17 protein-coding genes and 1 riboswitch are annotated in these 16,881 nt (G+C 52.9%); of the genes, 6 read left to right on the top strand and 11 right to left on the bottom strand.

What is annotated here, in order from left to right:
* Positions 1-37: 37 nt before the first annotated feature.
* The gene (locus NSQ80_RS06075) at positions 38-928 is read right to left on the bottom strand and encodes a LysR family transcriptional regulator (protein WP_260069821.1); all 891 of its coding nucleotides are present in this window, start codon (positions 926-928) and stop codon (positions 38-40) included.
* A 189-nt stretch (positions 929-1,117) separates the two neighbouring features.
* Between NSQ80_RS06075 and zwf the strand changes: the two genes are divergently transcribed.
* The 3 genes from zwf to gndA all read left to right on the top strand — a co-directional run bounded on the left by zwf (position 1,118) and on the right by gndA (position 4,844).
* Positions 1,118-2,650 carry a glucose-6-phosphate dehydrogenase gene (zwf, locus tag NSQ80_RS06070; RefSeq protein ID WP_339301785.1) on the top strand — a complete coding sequence of 511 codons (1,533 nt, stop codon included), beginning with the start codon at positions 1,118-1,120 and terminating at the stop codon, positions 2,648-2,650.
* 67 nt (positions 2,651-2,717) lie between these two features.
* Positions 2,718-3,383: a fructose-6-phosphate aldolase gene (gene fsa, locus NSQ80_RS06065; protein WP_323076074.1), complete on the top strand. Its 666-nt coding sequence runs from the start codon at positions 2,718-2,720 to the stop codon at positions 3,381-3,383.
* Positions 3,384-3,431: 48 nt separating this feature from the next.
* On the top strand, positions 3,432-4,844 hold the full coding sequence (gene gndA / locus NSQ80_RS06060) for an NADP-dependent phosphogluconate dehydrogenase (RefSeq protein ID WP_260069824.1): 1,413 nt from the start codon (positions 3,432-3,434) through the stop codon (positions 4,842-4,844).
* A 40-nt stretch (positions 4,845-4,884) separates the two neighbouring features.
* Here gndA and NSQ80_RS06055 read toward each other — a convergent pair whose 3' ends face one another.
* Together NSQ80_RS06055 and NSQ80_RS06050 are read right to left on the bottom strand one after the other, a co-directional pair.
* Positions 4,885-6,303, bottom strand: coding sequence for a DHA2 family efflux MFS transporter permease subunit (locus tag NSQ80_RS06055; RefSeq protein WP_339301783.1), 1,419 nt, complete (start codon positions 6,301-6,303; stop codon positions 4,885-4,887).
* Between the two features lie 157 nt (positions 6,304-6,460).
* A complete protein-coding gene (locus NSQ80_RS06050) occupies positions 6,461-6,943 on the bottom strand; it encodes a MarR family transcriptional regulator (RefSeq protein WP_009226092.1) in 483 nt (160 codons plus the stop codon).
* 157 nt (positions 6,944-7,100) lie between these two features.
* Here NSQ80_RS06050 and NSQ80_RS06045 point away from each other — a divergent pair, with 157 nt between their 5' ends.
* A complete protein-coding gene (locus NSQ80_RS06045; RefSeq protein ID WP_323076072.1) occupies positions 7,101-7,775 on the top strand; it encodes a uracil-DNA glycosylase in 675 nt (224 codons plus the stop codon).
* Between the two features lie 158 nt (positions 7,776-7,933).
* Positions 7,934-8,614: a LysM peptidoglycan-binding domain-containing protein gene (locus tag NSQ80_RS06040; protein WP_339301780.1), complete on the top strand. Its 681-nt coding sequence runs from the start codon at positions 7,934-7,936 to the stop codon at positions 8,612-8,614.
* Between the two features lie 83 nt (positions 8,615-8,697).
* Here NSQ80_RS06040 and NSQ80_RS06035 read toward each other — a convergent pair whose 3' ends face one another.
* The 3 genes from NSQ80_RS06035 to NSQ80_RS06025 all read right to left on the bottom strand — a co-directional run bounded on the left by NSQ80_RS06035 (position 8,698) and on the right by NSQ80_RS06025 (position 11,068).
* Complete coding sequence (locus NSQ80_RS06035) at positions 8,698-9,441, bottom strand: amino acid ABC transporter ATP-binding protein (RefSeq protein ID WP_009226089.1); 744 nt, start codon at positions 9,439-9,441, stop codon at positions 8,698-8,700.
* An 18-nt stretch (positions 9,442-9,459) separates the two neighbouring features.
* Positions 9,460-10,173: an amino acid ABC transporter permease gene (locus tag NSQ80_RS06030; protein ID WP_036645970.1), complete on the bottom strand. Its 714-nt coding sequence runs from the start codon at positions 10,171-10,173 to the stop codon at positions 9,460-9,462.
* 70 nt (positions 10,174-10,243) lie between these two features.
* Complete coding sequence (locus NSQ80_RS06025; protein WP_009226087.1) at positions 10,244-11,068, bottom strand: transporter substrate-binding domain-containing protein; 825 nt, start codon at positions 11,066-11,068, stop codon at positions 10,244-10,246.
* A 119-nt stretch (positions 11,069-11,187) separates the two neighbouring features.
* Positions 11,188-11,370, bottom strand: a riboswitch (Lysine riboswitch).
* Between the two features lie 239 nt (positions 11,371-11,609).
* Here NSQ80_RS06025 and speD point away from each other — a divergent pair.
* Positions 11,610-12,416, top strand: a complete 807-nt coding sequence (speD, locus tag NSQ80_RS06020; RefSeq protein ID WP_009226086.1) for an adenosylmethionine decarboxylase — start codon at positions 11,610-11,612, stop codon at positions 12,414-12,416.
* Between the two features lie 74 nt (positions 12,417-12,490).
* Here speD and NSQ80_RS06015 read toward each other — a convergent pair whose 3' ends face one another.
* The 5 genes from NSQ80_RS06015 to NSQ80_RS05995 all read right to left on the bottom strand — a co-directional run bounded on the left by NSQ80_RS06015 (position 12,491) and on the right by NSQ80_RS05995 (position 16,677).
* Complete coding sequence (locus NSQ80_RS06015) at positions 12,491-13,621, bottom strand: metal ABC transporter substrate-binding protein (protein WP_316009833.1); 1,131 nt, start codon at positions 13,619-13,621, stop codon at positions 12,491-12,493.
* 25 nt (positions 13,622-13,646) lie between these two features.
* Complete coding sequence (locus NSQ80_RS06010) at positions 13,647-14,540, bottom strand: metal ABC transporter permease (protein WP_260069829.1); 894 nt, start codon at positions 14,538-14,540, stop codon at positions 13,647-13,649.
* Complete coding sequence (locus tag NSQ80_RS06005; protein ID WP_009226083.1) at positions 14,486-15,193, bottom strand: metal ABC transporter ATP-binding protein; 708 nt, start codon at positions 15,191-15,193, stop codon at positions 14,486-14,488. Before NSQ80_RS06005 ends, NSQ80_RS06010 begins: the two co-directional genes overlap by 55 nt.
* A gap of 87 nt (positions 15,194-15,280) precedes the next feature.
* Positions 15,281-15,430, bottom strand: a complete 150-nt coding sequence (gene rpmG / locus NSQ80_RS06000; protein WP_009226082.1) for a 50S ribosomal protein L33 — start codon at positions 15,428-15,430, stop codon at positions 15,281-15,283.
* A 26-nt stretch (positions 15,431-15,456) separates the two neighbouring features.
* Positions 15,457-16,677 carry a GTP-binding protein gene (locus NSQ80_RS05995; RefSeq protein ID WP_339301774.1) on the bottom strand — a complete coding sequence of 407 codons (1,221 nt, stop codon included), beginning with the start codon at positions 16,675-16,677 and terminating at the stop codon, positions 15,457-15,459.
* Between the last annotated feature and the right edge of the window lie 204 nt (positions 16,678-16,881).

The raw sequence follows: 16,881 nt of genomic DNA, 5'->3' as shown, positions 1-16,881 counted from the left end.
TCCTTACTAGCAATTCCCTCCCTTCTTGTTATTATAGTTATTTTCGAAATAACTGGAATTCCTCCATAAACTTCTGGGCTGCAGTCGTAAGCGGCACGTTCCGCATATTCATAATGCCCACCTGGGACGGTGGCAGCTCTACGTCCAGTTTGATTTCAAACAGCGAGCCGTCCTCCAGTTCCTTCGACACGAACTCCCGGGCCACATAAGAAATTCCCAGTCCTTTGCGCGCCAATTCGATCAGCAGGTCGACGCTGCCAACCTCAATTTCAGGCTTCAGCTCGTAGCCATATTCATAGAACAGCTCGGTGATCGCCATGCGGGCGCGGCTGTTGCGCGAGAACAAGATCAGCGGGTGCTCCAGCAGCGTTTCCAGCGAAATCACTTTGTCCTTGAGATTGGCATAGGCACAGCCGGCCACAAAGCAGTCCTGCAGCTGAATGCCCTCCCGCACCTCGATATGCGGATCGACGATCGGCATCCGGGCTACGCCCAGGTCGATCTTCCCCTCCTTCAAGAAACCCATGATCTCCGGAGTTGTCCCGTGAAGCAGCTGAATCCCGACGTCCGGATACCGTCGATGAAAATCCTCCAAATACGGAAGCAAGTAATGCTTAAACAACGAGTCACTGCCGCCGATCCGCAGAACACCGGTCTCGAGGTTTTTGAGCTCGGCCATCTTTTTCTCCGCCAGGGAGATCAAGATCTGCGATTGCTCGATATACGAGTACAAGATCGCGCCCTCCTGCGTCAGCGACACTCCTTTGGAGTTACGGTAAAACAACGAAAGGCCAAAGCTTTCCTCCAGCTGCTTGATGGCATGGCTGACGCTGGGCTGCGTCAGGAACAACGCATTGGCTGCTTGGGTTAAGCTGCCGGTTTTCGCTGCCCAATAAAACACTTTATATAGTTCATAATTGTTTGTCATAAACCTGGTCTATAGCTCCTGTCAAATATATTAATTTCACCTATGGTGATATTCGTATTATATTGGAGTCATTCCAAATAATCCATAGCTTAGAGGTTGGGAATGGGCAACATCCCGGATCCCACAAACAGAGAACCTGTATTCCATTAATGGATAAGAGAAAAGCTATGCTGAGAGGAGAGAACCTAGATGGATGCCAATACGTTTGTATTGTTTGGGGCAACTGGGGATCTAGCGAAACGCAAAATTTACCCTGCCTTGTTTAATTTGTTTTTGGATGGAAAGCTGCCGGAAGTTTTTAGCGTAATCGGCTTGGGCCGCAGAGAATGGTCCGATGAAACCTTTAAGGCAAACATCGAACGATCTCTGCACAGCTTTTCACGACGGGAAGCCAGCGATGCAGAGGCTGTGAACAAATTTCTCAGCTTCTTCCGCTATCATGTCCTGAACGTCGACCGCAAGGAAGACTATCAAAGCCTGCTGAAGCTCGTTGAAGAACGCGAACAGGCCCTAGGGGCGGAGCCCAATCGGTTATTTTATCTGTCGGTTGGTCCAGAGCTGTTCGAGACGATTGCAAACCATATTCAAGACAGCGGACTAGGCGACACGAAAGGCTGGAAACGGCTTGTCATTGAAAAACCGTTTGGCCGCGATCTCCAATCCGCCCGCGATTTCAATGCACAGCTTAGCAAAGCTTTTACCGAAGAGGAAATTTTCCGCATCGACCACTACCTCGGCAAACCGATGGTACAGAAGCTTCATCTGCTGCAGCAAACGAATCCGGTGCTCCAGGCTTCCTGGAATAACCGTTACATCGCAAACGTGCAAATTACGGCCAGCGAAACCGTTGGCGTTGAGGAAAGAGCCGGGTATTACGACCATTCCGGTGCCTTGCGCGATATGTTCCAGAATCATATGCTGCAGCTGCTGATGATGCTTGCCGCCCATCTGCCGAAAGGCGACGATTCGGAGCAAGTGCGCTCGAAGAAGAAGCATGTGATGCAATCACTGGAGCCGCTGCTGCGTCAAGACGTCCCAACCCAAGTGGTCCGCGGTCAATATACAAGCGGGACCATTCAAGGGAAACCGGTTGTCGGTTATAAAGACGAAGCCGGGATCCCGCAGGATTCCCAAAACGATACCTTCATCGCAGCCAAACTGCAAATCGATGACGATTTCTGGCGCGGAATTCCGATTTACATCCGTACCGGCAAACGCATGAAGGAGAAAGCCACACGGATCGTCATTGAGTTCCGCGAGCCGGTGAAGCAAGTCTCCACAGCCAACAACGGCGGTAAACCGAATTTGCTCGTGTTCGAAATCAGCCCGAACGAGAGCATTTACCTGCGTCTGAATACGGAAGGCGAAGCTCAGCAACAGGATCTCACGAAGGTGCTGATCGGCTCCCATAAGAGCGGCAGTGAAGTGCCTGAAGCCTATGAGAACCTGATTTATGACGCACTTCGCGGCGACTCCTCCTTCTTTGCGCATTGGGATGAGGTCGAGTTGTCCTGGAAATGGGTGCAGCCAATCCTGGATGCTTACGCTGCGAATGAGGTGCCGTTATATCCATATCCGGCAGGCAGCTTCGGTCCGCAAGCGGCCTACGAGCTGCTGGCCAAAGACGGGTTCGAGTGGTGGTTCGACCGCGATAGCGAAGCGGCAACCTCCGCAGAGAGCACCGGTAACCCATCGTCTCAAGAGTCCTTGTCCATCAAATAAGGGGGAATACGGAACTTTTTGTCCCTGATCGTTCAAATCTAAAATTTATAAATTTGGAGGGATTACGATGAAATTTTTTGTTGACACGGCCAATCTGGAAGACATTAAAAAAGCCCATAAAATCGGCGTCTTATCCGGGGTGACAACCAATCCTTCCCTCGTCGCCAAAGAAGGCGTCAAGTTCGAGGACCGCATTGAGGAAATCTTGAAGGCCGTCCCCGACGTGGAGTCCGTTTCGGCGGAAGTCACGCCGGATGCAGTCACAGCCGAAGAGATGATTGCCCAAGCGGAAGAGCTGATCAAAATCAACAACCATGATCCACGAATCACGATTAAGCTGCCAATGACGCTGGCAGGTCTCGAAGCAACCAAATATTTGGCGCAAAAAGGTGTCAAGACCAACGTCACCTTGATCTTTACGGTCAACCAGGCTTTGCTGGCCGCTCGTGCAGGCGCTACTTATGTATCGCCGTTCCTCGGCCGCTTGGACGACATTTCCGAAGACGGCGTGCAGCTAGTATCGAAAGTTGCGGAGCTGTTCCGTGTGCATACCCTGGATACGCAAATCATCGCCGCTTCTGTCCGCCATCCGGATCACGTTACCCGCGTAGCTTTAGCCGGAGCGCATATCGCTACTATTCCGTTCGCGGTCATCGAACAACTGGCCAAACATCCGTTGACGGATCAAGGGCTGGAGAAGTTCGCGGCCGATTGGAAGAAATCCGTAAAATAAGAGCTTTACCTCATAGATTAGAGAGGATAGGTTTGGAGGTAGGTATATATGAAAAAACAACAAATCGGCGTGATTGGTCTCGCCGTCATGGGCAAGAACCTCGCGCTTAACATCGAAAGCAAAGGCTTCTCCGTTGCATTGTATAATCGTTCGCCTGAGAAAACCAAAGAACTGCTGGAGGAAGCGCCGGGCAAAAATTTCGTTGGCACCTACAGCATCGAGGAATTTGTGCAATCGCTGGAAACGCCGCGTAAAATTCTAATTATGGTGAAAGCCGGCAAGCCAACCGACGACACGATCAACCAACTGGTCCCTTACCTTGAGAAAGGGGACATCTTGATCGACGGCGGGAACGCCCACTTCCCGGACACCCAGCGCCGCAACAAGCTGCTGGAAGCCCAAGGCATCCGCTTTATCGGCGCCGGCGTATCCGGCGGCGAGGAAGGCGCGCTGAAAGGCCCGGCGATCATGCCTGGCGGCCAACGGGACGCCTACGAATTGGTTGAGCCAATCTTGACGGCGATTTCGGCCAAAGTGAACGGCGATCCCTGCTCCACCTACATCGGCCCGGACGGTGCCGGCCACTACGTGAAAATGGTTCACAACGGGATCGAGTACGGGGATATGCAGCTAATCGGCGAAGCGTACCATTTGTTGAAGGATGTGCTGGGGCTGAGCGTTGATGAACTGCACAAGATTTTTACGGAATGGAATAGCGGTGAGCTGGACAGCTACCTGATCGAAATCACGGCAGACATCTTTGGCAAGAAGGATCCAGCTACCGGCAAACCGATGGTGGACGTGATCCTGGACTCCGCCGGCCAGAAAGGTACTGGCAAATGGACGAGCCAAAGCGCCCTCGATCTTGGCGTACCGCTGTCGATCATCACCGAGTCGGTGTTTGCCCGCTTCATCTCCGCAATGAAGAGCGAACGCGTGGCCGCCAGCAAACGGTTGAACGGTCCGGCCACCCAGCCGTATGACGGCGATAAGGAAGCATTCATTGAAGCGGTCCGCAAGGCGCTGTACGCCAGCAAGATCGCATCGTACGCCCAAGGCTTCGCGCAAATGCGTCTCGCTTCCGAGGAATATGGCTGGGATCTGAATTATGGCGCCATCGCCATGATCTTCCGCGGCGGTTGCATCATTCGGGCTCGCTTCCTGCAAAATATTAAAGATGCGTACGATCGCGACCCGAATCTGAAAAACCTGCTGCTCGACGATTACTTCAAGAATGTCGTCGAGAACTACCAAGACGCTTGGAGACAAGTGGTTGCCACTGCTGTAACCCGCGGCATTCCGGTACCGGCCTTCTCCTCCGCTCTGGCTTACTACGACAGCTACCGTTCCGAGCGGTTGCCTGCTAACCTGCTGCAAGCCCAACGCGACTACTTCGGCGCCCATACGTTCGAACGCGTTGACCAAGAAGGCACCTTCCATTTCCAATGGCTTGATAAATAAAGAATGAACTGAAGCCGCGAGGAGAACCTCGCGGCTTGTTTTATGCGCTCATCGCCCTCTTCTTATGGGTGAGGAACAGCCCGGGGATAAAAATCAGAATGAGGACGAGGGTGGAAACCAGGAATCCGGCGTGATAGCCCTTTAAGCTATTTGCCACCGTGGGTTGCAGGCCTTGGACGACTGTTGCAACAACAGTGGCGATCACCGCTGAGCCAAAGCTGGCACCCAGGTTCTCGATGATATTGATCCCAACGCCGGCTTCCGAAAGCTGATGATCGTTTAGTCCCGTATAGGCGTCACTCGTTAACGGGAGATTAATGCCCCCGATGCTGGATCCCCGAATAAACAAGACAAGGGAAATCCATACCATGCTCGTTTGATCAGTGATAAAGATCAGCGGAACGGACCCGATCAGCGATAGAATCAGGCTCACTATCACCACGTATTTCGCGCCAATCCGATCGATCATTTTGCCGATCAACGGACGGGTAACGAGCATCCCTAGGCCTTGGGGAATTAACGCAAGCGCAGCTTCAATGGCCGTGAAATGCCGGAAATTTTGAAAGAACAACGGCAAGATGAGCATCGGTCCCATAATGGCCATATTCGCCAGAAACAGTCCAACACTGGAAGCCAGAAAACTCCGATGCACAAACAGGTTCAAAGGGAGTACGGTTTGATTGTTCGTGAAACGGTTGTACGCGAAATAGATAACGGCTAAAGCAAGGCCGATGCCCACCCATAACAAAGTCTCGGGATTGTTAAACGAGGCATGGTCCGCCGCCTTTGTAATGCCATAGATCAAAGCAGCGCTCATGAAGGACAAGCAGGCGATCCCAATGACATCTAGTTTGCTGTCTCGGTTGAACGGCTCGAAGTTGGGGATTTTTCTCATCATCAGCGGTGCGGAGATCAGAACAATCAACACATTAATGAAAAAAATCCATTGCCAGGACGCCCATTGAACGATGAAGCCTCCGATGACCGGTCCCAGGATGGGGCCAAAAATCATCGGTGTGCTGACGATCGCCATCACTCGCCCCAGATAATCCGGCCCTGCGGTTTTGACTAGAAGCGTGAACATCAGCGTGGTAATGATCCCGGCGCTAAATCCTTGCACCAAGCGAAAAAATATAAAGCTGAAGACATTCCAACTGAAGCCGACAAAGACGGAGATAATGCCAAAAGCAACAACGGCGCCGACAAAAATCTTCTTCCCGTTAAATTGGTTCATCAGCCAGCCGGAGACCGGTACCGCCATCGCAAGGGCAAGCACATAACCAGTGATGGACCATTGAATAATATCCAGCGTCGTCTGAAAATCTTTGGTGAGGATATCGATCGCGATATTCACCATCGTTGAATCAAGCATAGGAGCAATGGCTCCAAGGGCAATTGCCCAGGCAGCCATGAGGATTTCTCTAGGTAACTCTCTTCCTTTCTCTTTTACGTTCTGCATGGGATTCTCCTCTCGGATGTTATTATAGTCATTTTGTTTCTGTGTCAACAAAAACATAACGTATTATTGTTTCCTTGTCAACAATTATCGAAACAAAAAAAAGCAGTCGCTCCTAATCGAGTGGACTGCCTGGAATTTAACTATGTGTTGTGCCAAATCACTTCCTGCTGATGTCGTGCAGGGAGATCCCTTGTTTCTTCATTTCCTCATCTAAGTGTCGGCTATATCGTTCAATAAAGTGCAGCATCTGATCAAATTGCTCCTCCGTCACCTGCTCAAATACGGCTTGATCGCGCGCTTGCAGTTCCTCATGCAACTCTTCGTGGATATCAAAAATGTTCTGACCTTGCGCGGTCAGTTTAAAATAGATTTCTTTCTTGTTGTCCGGCTTCTGATAGCTTTCGATCAGACCTTTGTCCATCAGCTTCTTCGTTAATTTCGTAATGGCTCCTCGCGTCATATAGAGGGTCTCAGCAAGCCGAGTCACATTGGGCTCCGCCTGCTTCCCAATCGCCTCGATACAATGGACTTCGGAAGGCTTAACCCCTTTCAGTCGGTCTTCTATTTTCATTTTATTGAGCCAGACCAGTTTATTAAATAAATTCCTGAATTCCAGGAGTACCTGTTCCTGCTTATTCATCGCCTGTCCTCCCGCCCGTTAGTACATTACCTCTATTATATTGAATTCTAGCACGGTGTTCCAAGCAAGCGAGCGCCTTCGCACGCGTCAAGGAGGAACTAGGCTCGCTGATGTCGAAGTCTACTTAAGCATTCTAGAACTTGCGAGGTGACTCGGCTTGACGATTCTTCACAATGATTGGGCCCCCTTCCTGGAGCCCGAATTCAAGAAACCGTACTATTTGCAGCTGCGCCAGTTTCTGGCGAATGAATACCGTACCCGAACGATTTATCCCGATATGTATGATATATTTAACGCGCTCCATTATACGTCCTTCGCCGACACCAAAGTGGTGATTCTCGGCCAGGATCCATACCACGGCCCAGGACAAGCACATGGGCTCAGCTTCTCCGTCAAACCGGGGGTCAAAGCTCCGCCTTCCCTGCAGAACATGTTCAAGGAACTGCGGGACGATTTGGGCTGCCGTATCCCTAACAACGGCTATTTGGTCCCATGGGCAAAGCAAGGCGTGCTGCTGCTCAACACCGTCCTGACCGTGCGGGCCGATACCCCGAACTCCCATAAGGACATCGGGTGGGAGACATTCACTGACAAGGTGATCGAAACGCTCAACCAGAAGCGGGAGCCGGTCGTGTTCCTGCTGTGGGGCAGCCATGCCCAGAAAAAAGCGGCCCTGATCACAAACCGCGAGCATCATTTGATCAAGTCACCGCACCCCAGCCCTTTGTCGGCTCATCGGGGATTTCTGGGCAGTCGGCCGTTTTCGCGGGCCAATCAATTTTTGCGCTCGAAAGGTTTAGCTGAAATCGATTGGCAGATTCCGGATTTGTAAGGAACTCAAACGATGCTGCGCACCAAGCCTCCGTCGATCCGCAATGCAGCCCCATTGATTGCCGAAGACAGCGGCCCGTCCGCAGCGAGATTCCAGTAACCGACGCCCAAGCATCGCATACGGTATAGGAAGAAGCCTAAACGAAAGGGGAAGTTCTATTGTTTAACTCCCATTATTATCGACAATGCCCCGCAGAGCACTACCCCTACACGGTGCAGCCTGGGGATACGCTGAACATCATCGCGTTCCGGCTGGAATCAAGCGTCACGCGCATCTTAGCCGCGAACCCGGGCCTTGACCCGAACAACCTGCAAATCGGCCAGGTGATCTGCATCCCCTCCTGCCCGCCGAATCATGTGTCCCGCGTCATCGAACGCGGCGATACGCTGTATCAGATCGCGCAGGAATACGGCGTTACCGTCGCCAGCATCCTGGAAGCGAACCCGGGAGTGGATCCGAACTCGCTGCGGGTGGGACAACGGCTCTGCATCCCGCAGATTGGCGGAGCTCCCGATGTGACCGGCCTGCGAGAAACGATCACCGCGATGCAAAGCGACATCAATATGCTAAAAGCGGATAGCAGCGTCCAGCAAAAGCATGAGAGCAACTATGGCAACTCCACGCAGACGACCCATGTTCTGAGCGTAACCCCCCGCGAGATCCGGTTTGAGATTGTGCCGGTAACGTTTGCCGGCGCGTACCGCGGTCATTTTACCGCCAGCCGCCGTTACCCTTACTACGTCGATGCCTCCATGGGCGGGAGACGCACGATCAACGTCAAGGATAACTTTGGGGTTTGGCATTCCTTCAATTACAGGGAGCAAACGCCGCGATCCTGATCGATGCCCGCACGAATGGGGACAAAAAAAGGCGGAGCCCAGATCTACATCCAGGTTCCGCCGCTATCTCCATTTGACTCGTCTTACCCTTCCCGATTTAACGTCCGCTTCAGGAACTCTCTCGTCCGCTCCTGCTTCGGTGCATTAAAGATCTGCTCTGGCGTTCCCTCTTCGGCGATGACCCCCTGGTCCATAAACACGACCCGATCGGACACCTCCCGAGCGAACTCCATCTCGTGGGTAACGACGATCATCGTTAGTCCAGAGTAGGCCAGCTCCTTCATAACCTTCAGCACCTCGCCCACCATCTCGGGATCCAGCGCCGAGGTCGGCTCGTCGAACAGCAGTACGTCCGGGTCCATCGACAAGGCGCGGGCGATGGCTACCCGCTGCTTTTGTCCGCCGGAGAGCTGTTTCGGTTTGGCATGAATGTATTGCTCCATCCCGACATCCCGCAAATATTTCATCGCGATTTCAGTCGCTTCTTCCTTGGAGCGCTTCAGCACCTTGACTTGTCCCACGACGCAGTTGCTCAGCGCGTCATGATTGTTGAACAGGTTAAACTGCTGAAACACCATCCCCAAATGCCGGCGGTACAACGAGGCCTTCTGCAGATCCTCCAAAATATTGTTGCCATTGTAGATAATCTCCCCGCCGCTCGGCTTCTCCAACAGATTGATGCAGCGGAGCAGCGTGGATTTGCCGGAACCGGAGGAGCCGATGATGCTGACGACTTCTCCTTTGCTGACCGACAGATTGATATCCTTAAGCACCTCGTGGGTACCAAAAAATTTGCTCAAATGCCGAATTTCGATTACCTTGTCCATCCTCACTCCTGCTTTCTGCTAGCGCTGCAGCGTATAGCTTTCGGGGCCGTCCAGCCTTTTTTCGATACGCTGTAAAATTTTCGTTACGGTTAACGTCATGATCAAATACAACACGCTGGCCACAAAGAACGATTCAAAGTACCGGAAGTTGTTCCCGGCAATCGACTTGGTCATAAAGTACAGTTCCGACACGGAAATGACGTTCAGCACCGAGGTATCCTTGATGTTAATAATAAATTGATTGCCCGTCGCCGGCAAAATATGGCGAATGACCTGCGGCAGCACCACGTTGCGCATCGTCTGCCAATGGGTCATCCCAATCGCATGGGCGGCTTCAAATTGCCCTTTGTCCACCGAATAGATGCCCCCGCGCACGATCTCGGCCATATAAGCTCCCGTATTAATGGAAACGATGAAGATCGCCGCAAACGTCCGGTCCATATCGTAATTGAACAGCAGGGACGATCCGTAAAAAATCGCCATCGCCTGAACGATCATCGGCGTTCCCCGGAAGCATTCAATGTAAATGGTCAGCAGGCCGTTAACGATCTTCAGCAGCCAGTGTTTGAGCCCGCGTTCCGGCACCGGAATGGTTCGGATCACGCCGGCCAGCAGACCAATCGCCGCACCGATCATCGTGCCGATGAGCGAGATATATAACGTTACCCCGGCTCCACGCAAAAACATGGGCCAGTTATCGGTAATAATTTGGATGATCCACTCGTAAGTCATTTGATTTCCTCCCGCACCGCATAAAACCGACTGCAATCCCATTGCAGCCGGCTTATGTCCCGTGCTTTATTTAGTTCGCTGCAGGTTGGTTCTTAATCGCATCGTTCATAATCGCGGACCGTTCATCTTCGGAAATGCCCGCGAGAATTTCGTTGATTTTCGCCGTCAAGTCGCTGCCCTTCTCGAGCCCAACCGCGATGGCGGTGTCATCATCCGAGGTGGTGAAGCCGTCCTGGAATTCCACGTAAGCGAAATTCTCATTCGCGGTTGCGGCGCTGACGCCTTCCGGAAGCTCGGATACATAACCGTCAATCGTTCCGGATTCCAAGGCCACGCGCATTGCCGGGAAGTTATCCATCGCCGGTTGCTTGTTCACCCCGTTGATTTGGTCGATCACGGAATAGTGGAACGTATTCAGTTGGGCCGTAATTTTCGCGCCGCTGAAATCTTGGATCGAGGTAGCTCCTTCATAAGGGCCTCCCTTTTTCACCACCATAATCAGGTTTGATTTATAGTAGTTATCCGAGAAATCAATCGTCTTCTTACGCTCTTCGGTCGGGGACATCCCGGCAATAATGGCATCGATCTTACCGGAGGTCAACGCCGGAACCAGACCGTCCCATTCCGTCTTGACGATCACCAGCTTCTTGCCGAGGCCGTCGGCAATCTTCTTGGCGATTTCCACATCGTAGCCGCCCGCGTATTCGGAGCTGCCGTCAATCGGAACCGCGCCGTTGGAATCATCGTTTTGCGTCCAGTTAAACGGAGCGTACCCCGCTTCGAGCCCTACTTTAAACGTATTATCGTCTTTGCCGCCGGAGGAAGAGCCGCACCCTGCAAGGATCAGCACCGCCGACAATAACATGAGGATGGATAACGACCAGGTTTTTCTCATTTTTCTTCACTCTCCATACAAAATAATGAATCGATAAAAACAGAAACAAAAAAACGACTTCGGATACACACCGAGGCCGTTTGATGGGTTCATTTCCGTCCTGACACCCACTTTCCCCTCGACGAGATAGCGCAACTTGATAGATCGGGTCATCTACCAAGACAGTCCTGCAGCTATTAACTGCAGGCCCAGCAGCATACAGCGAGCCTGTATACCGCTTCGGCGACATTTCCTTCTCCCCGGGCTCATCGCCTGCTCAAGCTCCACCGAAGACTGTTAAATATCGCGCCTCTACCCCACCATTGCTAGAAAGTGAGGTCTAATTCAATTTGATTGTAGGATACAATATGAATGCTATTTCTGTCAAACTAACATAAGGTGGGAATCATAGGGAAGGAAGACATCTCCAGCAGATTCGATTCAGGACCCGAAAGACTAGACATCGATTCACCAGATGGGGATACAGCAGCAGCGGAACGTTTTATTTCCAGAAGAAAAGGGAATAACCAATAGGGTACACCTATGCTAAGGGGGATCTCTCATGAAGTTGACGCCGGAGCAGCGCATTCAGCTGCATGAGTTCAACAACCTGACCAAAACGTTAAGCTTTAATATGTACGATGTCTGTTACACCCGGACCAAACAGGAACGCGAAGCCTATATCGCCTATATCGACGACCAGTACAATTCCGACCGCCTGACGAAAATTCTCAGCACCGTCTCCGAAATTATTGGCGCTCATATTTTGAATATCGCGAACCAGGATTACGTTCCGCAGGGGGCCAGTGTAACGATGCTGATTTCTGAAGGCCCCGTGGTGGAGGTGCCCACCGAGTCGTTTGACGAATCGCCCGGACCGCTGCCGGAATCTGTGGTGATACAGCTCGACAAAAGCCACATCACCGTCCACACGTATCCTGAATACGATCCGAAAGAGAGCATCAGCACGTTCCGCGCCGACATCGACGTTTCGACCTGCGGGGAGATCTCGCCGCTGAAGGCGCTAAACTACCTGATCCATTCCTTCGAGGCGGACATCATGACCATCGATTACCGCGTGCGCGGTTTTACCCGCGACATTAACGGCCACAAGCTGTTCATCGACCACGATATCAGCTCGATCCAGAACTATATTCCCGATGAAGTAATCGAGAAGTATCAGATGATTGATGTTAATGTGTACCCGGAGCATATTTTTCACACGAAATGCAAGTTGAAGCAATTTGATTTAAACAACTATCTGTTTGGGTACACGAAGGACGATCTGTCTCCCGCAGAGCAAAAGCAGATTACCGAGATGCTGGTCACCGAAATGGATGAAATCTTCTATGGTAAAAACATTCGTTAGAAAAAGAAAGCAGCCCTTGCCTAATGTGGCTTTGGGCTGCTTTGCTTATGGAGCACATATCGTATCCAGTGAAGTTACTCGTTTAACGCAGCTTTCAAAGCTTCAAGATTTTGACGCATCAGCGACAGATAGTCCCGGCCAGCTGCTTCGTCTTCGGCCGTCAGTCCTTCGATCGGGTTCAGGACCGCTGTCTTCGCTCCAATTTCCCGGGCAATCGTCTCGGCTACTTTGGAAGAAACCAACGTCTCGAAGAAAATCGTCTTCACCTGATGCTCCTTGGCGAACTTCACGATCTCCGTCATCTGCGCCGCTGACGGCTCCTGGTCAGGGGATAACCCGGCGATCGGCACTTGAGTCAGCCCGTACTCCTGAGCCAAATAACCAAATGCCGCATGTTGTGTGATAAAATCCTTGCGTTTCGCATTAGCGAACGCGTTGGCGAAATCTTGATCCAATTGCTCTAGCTGGGCAACGTATGCGTCGGCGTTTTGCTTATAGTTCGCGGCGTTCTCCGGGTCAGCCTTCGCCAAGGCGGCTTCAATGTTGCGAACCTCTTGGACTGCCAGCGCCGGTGACAACCAAACATGCGGGTCCAGCCCGCCGTGATCGTGGCCATGATCATGATCGGAGTCGTGAGCGGCTTCTCCAGCTTCGGCTTCATGATCTGCGTCGTGATCCGCAGCGTGATCTGCGTCATGCTCATCCCCGTCGGCATGCTCTTCTTCGGCTGCATGCTCCTCGTCATGCCCATGCTCCTCTTCTTCTCCGCCTTCCATCAGCGTAATCCCTTCACTGGCCTCAATGATCTCCGGCTTGCCGCCGGATGCAGAGGCCTCCACCTGCTCCAGCCAGCTTTCCATTCCGGCACCGTTTACGATAAGCAGATCGGATTCCGTCAGCTTCCGAATATCCTGAGGACTAGGCTCCCAATCGTGGGGTTCCACACCGCCGGGAACGAGCAGCTCAACCGTCGCCAGATCGCCAGCCACCTGCTTCGTAAATTCGTAGATCGGGTAAAAGCTCGTTTGAATCCGCAACGGCTGTTTCGCATTCACCGCTTCGTTATTGCCTGCTGTCTTCTCTGCGGCATTCGCCGAATTGGCAGCATTCCCTGCGGGCTGTCCACCCCCGCCGCAACCGGCGATCACCAGCATCAAGCTCAGGGCCGCCGCAGTGGCGAACCTTTTCACATATTGTAAATTCATTCTCATCTCTCCCTTTGATTCCACACTAAATTCTTCCGCCTTCTTCCGACGGCAAGGTTATAGACTCCCCTTGGCTTCTCGCCGCCTGCCTCACGCTGCGCCCGTTCCTCCGAGCTAGGGATCCCCGTACCTTCTGCCCCGCGATGCCGGCTAATAAAAACAGCAGCAAAATCAACGCAATCGTCCCGCCGGGCGGCATATCCAAGTAATACGAAGCGGTTAGCCCGCTGAAGATCCCCGTTAGGCCGGAGGCAACTGCGATGACAATCGCTGCCGCAAACCCGCGGGCCAACCGCAGCGCCAGCGAGGCTGGCAACACGATCAGCGAGGACACCAACAGCACGCCAACAATTGGGATCGCCGCCGCCACCGCCATGCCGGTAAACACCGCGAAGGAGAACGACAGCCACTTCACCGGGATCCCGCTGATTCGAGCGGTTTCTTCGTCAAAAGTCAGGCTGTACAGCGGTCTTCGCAGCACGATGAAATACGCGGCGCCTAGCAAAGCGACGCCAGCCATCAACACCAGTTGTGTGTCGCTCACCGCGACGATCGAGCCAAACAGGTACGCGCTGAAGCTTTGGCTCAGGTTGCTTCGTAAGCTCATCAGCACGACGGCGAGTGCCAGCCCCGAAGTCATGACGATCGCAACCGGCATCTCGCTATACGCTCGGTAGCTCCGACGCAACTGCTCGATGAGCAGCCCGCCGAGGATGGCAGCGACAAAGCCGGCCAAGGCCGGGTTCCAGCCCAGCACAGCCCCGAGGGCTACACCAGCCAGCGAAACGTGGGACAACGTATCGGCCATCAGCGCCTGGCGCCGCAGCATCAGGAAGACGCCGATGACCGGGGCGATGCTGCCGATCAAAGCGCCGGCCCAAAACGCACGCTGCATGAACGCGTAGTCAAGCATTGCCATTCCTCGCTTTCCTGTTGCTCCAGGGATATGATGCGGTCCAGATACGCCTCCGCTTCCTCCGGGCCGTGGGTCACCATGATCACCGTCAATCCGTGTTGGTCCGTCATGTGCCGCAGCAGCTGATAAAATCCTTGGCGGCTTTGCCGGTCCATGCCCGTCGTGGGTTCATCCAGAACCAGCACCCGAGGCTGCCCGGCCAAGGCTCGAGCAATGCAAATCCGCTGCTTCTGTCCGCCTGACAGCTCGCCGATTTTCCGGTATCGTTGCTCCCACATCCCCACTTGCTTCAAGCTGCGTTCGACGATCTGCTGCTCCTCTGCACCAAACCGGCGAAACAAACCGAGCCGGGGATAACACCCCGACTTCACCAGCTCCAGCACCCGGCTAGGGAACCCGCTGTTAAACGCGGCGACTTGCTGCGGGACGTAACCTACGTTCAGCCGGCCCTCCACCAACGCTTCCTCGTTGATTTTCACGCTCCCGCTCCACGGCTTCAGCAGACCGAGCAACAGCTTGAGCAGCGTCGTCTTGGCCGCACCGTTAGGTCCGGTAATGCCAACGAACTCGCCGGCATGGATTTCGAGGGACACCCCGTCAATGACCGGTTTGTCGCCATACCCAAACACGACGTTTTCCATCGAGGATAAAATCATGTTACCCCTTCTTCTCTAAAGCGTAATTTTTACGATTAACAAAGACGACAAATCGCCCTCCAACGGTACCAACTCTCCCAAGCTCAATTAGCGCGTCTCCCGATGAATCGTGTATTTACGCAGCCGAGGCGAGTATTTCCGCAGTTCCAGACGTTCGGGATGGGTCTTTTTATTTTTGGTTGTCGTATAGTTTCGATCCCCGCACTCCGTACAAGCTAATGTGATGACCACTCGCATGTCTATTCCTCCTCAAGAATTAGTCTTTAGTTGGCGCCCGCCAGCTCTTCCGCCGAAATCCACGGCAGCGGATTGGGGAAGTTCGCCCAATTCATCTGCATCTCTTCGTCGCTTAACAAGCAAGCATTAAGCTCCCGTTCAATCCCGGCGCGATCCATTCCAATGCCGATAAACACCAGTTCATTGATCCGGTCGCCCGTCACATCGTCCCATTTACGCCGCAGCTCCGGCTCTTCGTTAAACAGCTCCTCCCGCTCACGATCAGACAGTGAGGCTAGCCAATAACCAGCCGCACCAAATTGAATCGACGGCCCGGCCTGACTCAAATTCGCCGCCATATCGGACTCCGTTGCGATCCAAACGAGCCCTTTCGCCCGCACCACTTCCTCTGGCCACTGGCTCATAAACTGCGCCAATCGCTCTGGATGAAACGGCCGTCTCCGCCGGTACACAAACGAACCGATACCGTATTCCTCCGTTTCCGGCGTATGGTTTTCCAACTCCAGTTCCCGGATCCATCCGGCCGATTGGCTGGCTTTCTCGAAATCGAACAAGCCTGTGTTCAAAATTTCCTGCGGATCCACGCAGCCCATCGTGGAGCGGATAAACTTGGCGGTTGGCTGCAGTTTACGCAGGACACCCTCCAGTTCCTTCAACTCCTCCTCGTCTACCAGGTCGCATTTATTCAAAATTAAAATGCTGCAGGTCTCGATTTGATCGATCAACAAATCAACCACATCGCGATTGTCGCCTTCTCCTGCTTGCTGCCCTCGTTCCAGAAGTGTCTCTCCGGAGGAGAAATCATGCCAGAACCGGTAGGCGTCCACTACGGTAACCAGGCAGTCCAGCTTGGCGATCCCCGTCAAATCAATCCCTGTCTCGGCATCCGCATAAGTAAACGTTTGGGCGATCGGTACCGGTTCACTGATCCCTGTTGACTCGATTAATATGTAATCGAACCGCCCCTCCGCTGCCAGCTTCTGCACCTCTCTGAGCAAATCCTCGCGCAGCGTACAGCAAATGCAGCCGTTCGACAACTCCACCAGCTTCTCTTCCGTGCGTGACAAACTCCCGCCGGCGCTGATCAGCTCCGCATCGACGTTAATCTCGCTCATATCATTGACGATCACCGCCACCTTCAGCCCCTGGCGATTGCTCAAGACGTGGTTCAGCAGCGTTGTTTTGCCCGAACCCAAATATCCGCACAGCACCGTAACGGGAATCGGGCGCGCAATATGTTCATTCATTTCGTTTCATCCCCTTTCGTATGCAAGACCAGATGCCCGCTCTGGCTTATTCGTAATTATTACGATTAACAATCAATACTATATCTTCCTTCCCTGGGCTTTGTCAACTATCGATACGAATCTGCGAACGAATCTATCAACTTCGTTCTGAAACGCCTTGGAAAATAATAGTATAATACTGCACTAGATCCTGATTTTGTCTAA

Source organism: Paenibacillus sp. FSL K6-2441 (assembly GCF_037964765.1).
In the GTDB taxonomy this organism is placed as follows: Bacteria; Bacillota; Bacilli; order Paenibacillales; family Paenibacillaceae; genus Fontibacillus; species Fontibacillus phoenicis.
Note: the sequence above shows the minus strand (reverse complement) of the source record. Positions and strands in the feature narration are given on the sequence as shown.

Excerpts from the sequence above, each read along its gene's own strand:
- NSQ80_RS06075 (WP_260069821.1), bottom strand. The coding sequence starts at position 928 with ATGACAAACAATTATGAACTATATAAAGTGTTTTATTGGGCAGCGAAA.
- zwf (WP_339301785.1), top strand. The coding sequence starts at position 1,118 with ATGGATGCCAATACGTTTGTATTGTTTGGGGCAACTGGGGATCTAGCG.
- fsa (WP_323076074.1), top strand. The coding sequence starts at position 2,718 with ATGAAATTTTTTGTTGACACGGCCAATCTGGAAGACATTAAAAAAGCC.
- gndA (WP_260069824.1), top strand. The coding sequence starts at position 3,432 with ATGAAAAAACAACAAATCGGCGTGATTGGTCTCGCCGTCATGGGCAAG.
- NSQ80_RS06055 (WP_339301783.1), bottom strand. The coding sequence starts at position 6,303 with ATGCAGAACGTAAAAGAGAAAGGAAGAGAGTTACCTAGAGAAATCCTC.
- NSQ80_RS06050 (WP_009226092.1), bottom strand. The coding sequence starts at position 6,943 with ATGAATAAGCAGGAACAGGTACTCCTGGAATTCAGGAATTTATTTAAT.
- NSQ80_RS06035 (WP_009226089.1), bottom strand. The coding sequence starts at position 9,441 with ATGGACAAGGTAATCGAAATTCGGCATTTGAGCAAATTTTTTGGTACC.
- NSQ80_RS06030 (WP_036645970.1), bottom strand. The coding sequence starts at position 10,173 with ATGACTTACGAGTGGATCATCCAAATTATTACCGATAACTGGCCCATG.
- NSQ80_RS06025 (WP_009226087.1), bottom strand. The coding sequence starts at position 11,068 with ATGAGAAAAACCTGGTCGTTATCCATCCTCATGTTATTGTCGGCGGTG.
- speD (WP_009226086.1), top strand. The coding sequence starts at position 11,610 with ATGAAGTTGACGCCGGAGCAGCGCATTCAGCTGCATGAGTTCAACAAC.
- NSQ80_RS06015 (WP_316009833.1), bottom strand. The coding sequence starts at position 13,621 with ATGAATTTACAATATGTGAAAAGGTTCGCCACTGCGGCGGCCCTGAGC.
- NSQ80_RS06010 (WP_260069829.1), bottom strand. The coding sequence starts at position 14,540 with ATGGCAATGCTTGACTACGCGTTCATGCAGCGTGCGTTTTGGGCCGGC.
- NSQ80_RS06005 (WP_009226083.1), bottom strand. The coding sequence starts at position 15,193 with ATGATTTTATCCTCGATGGAAAACGTCGTGTTTGGGTATGGCGACAAA.
- rpmG (WP_009226082.1), bottom strand. The coding sequence starts at position 15,430 with ATGCGAGTGGTCATCACATTAGCTTGTACGGAGTGCGGGGATCGAAAC.
- NSQ80_RS05995 (WP_339301774.1), bottom strand. The coding sequence starts at position 16,677 with ATGAATGAACATATTGCGCGCCCGATTCCCGTTACGGTGCTGTGCGGA.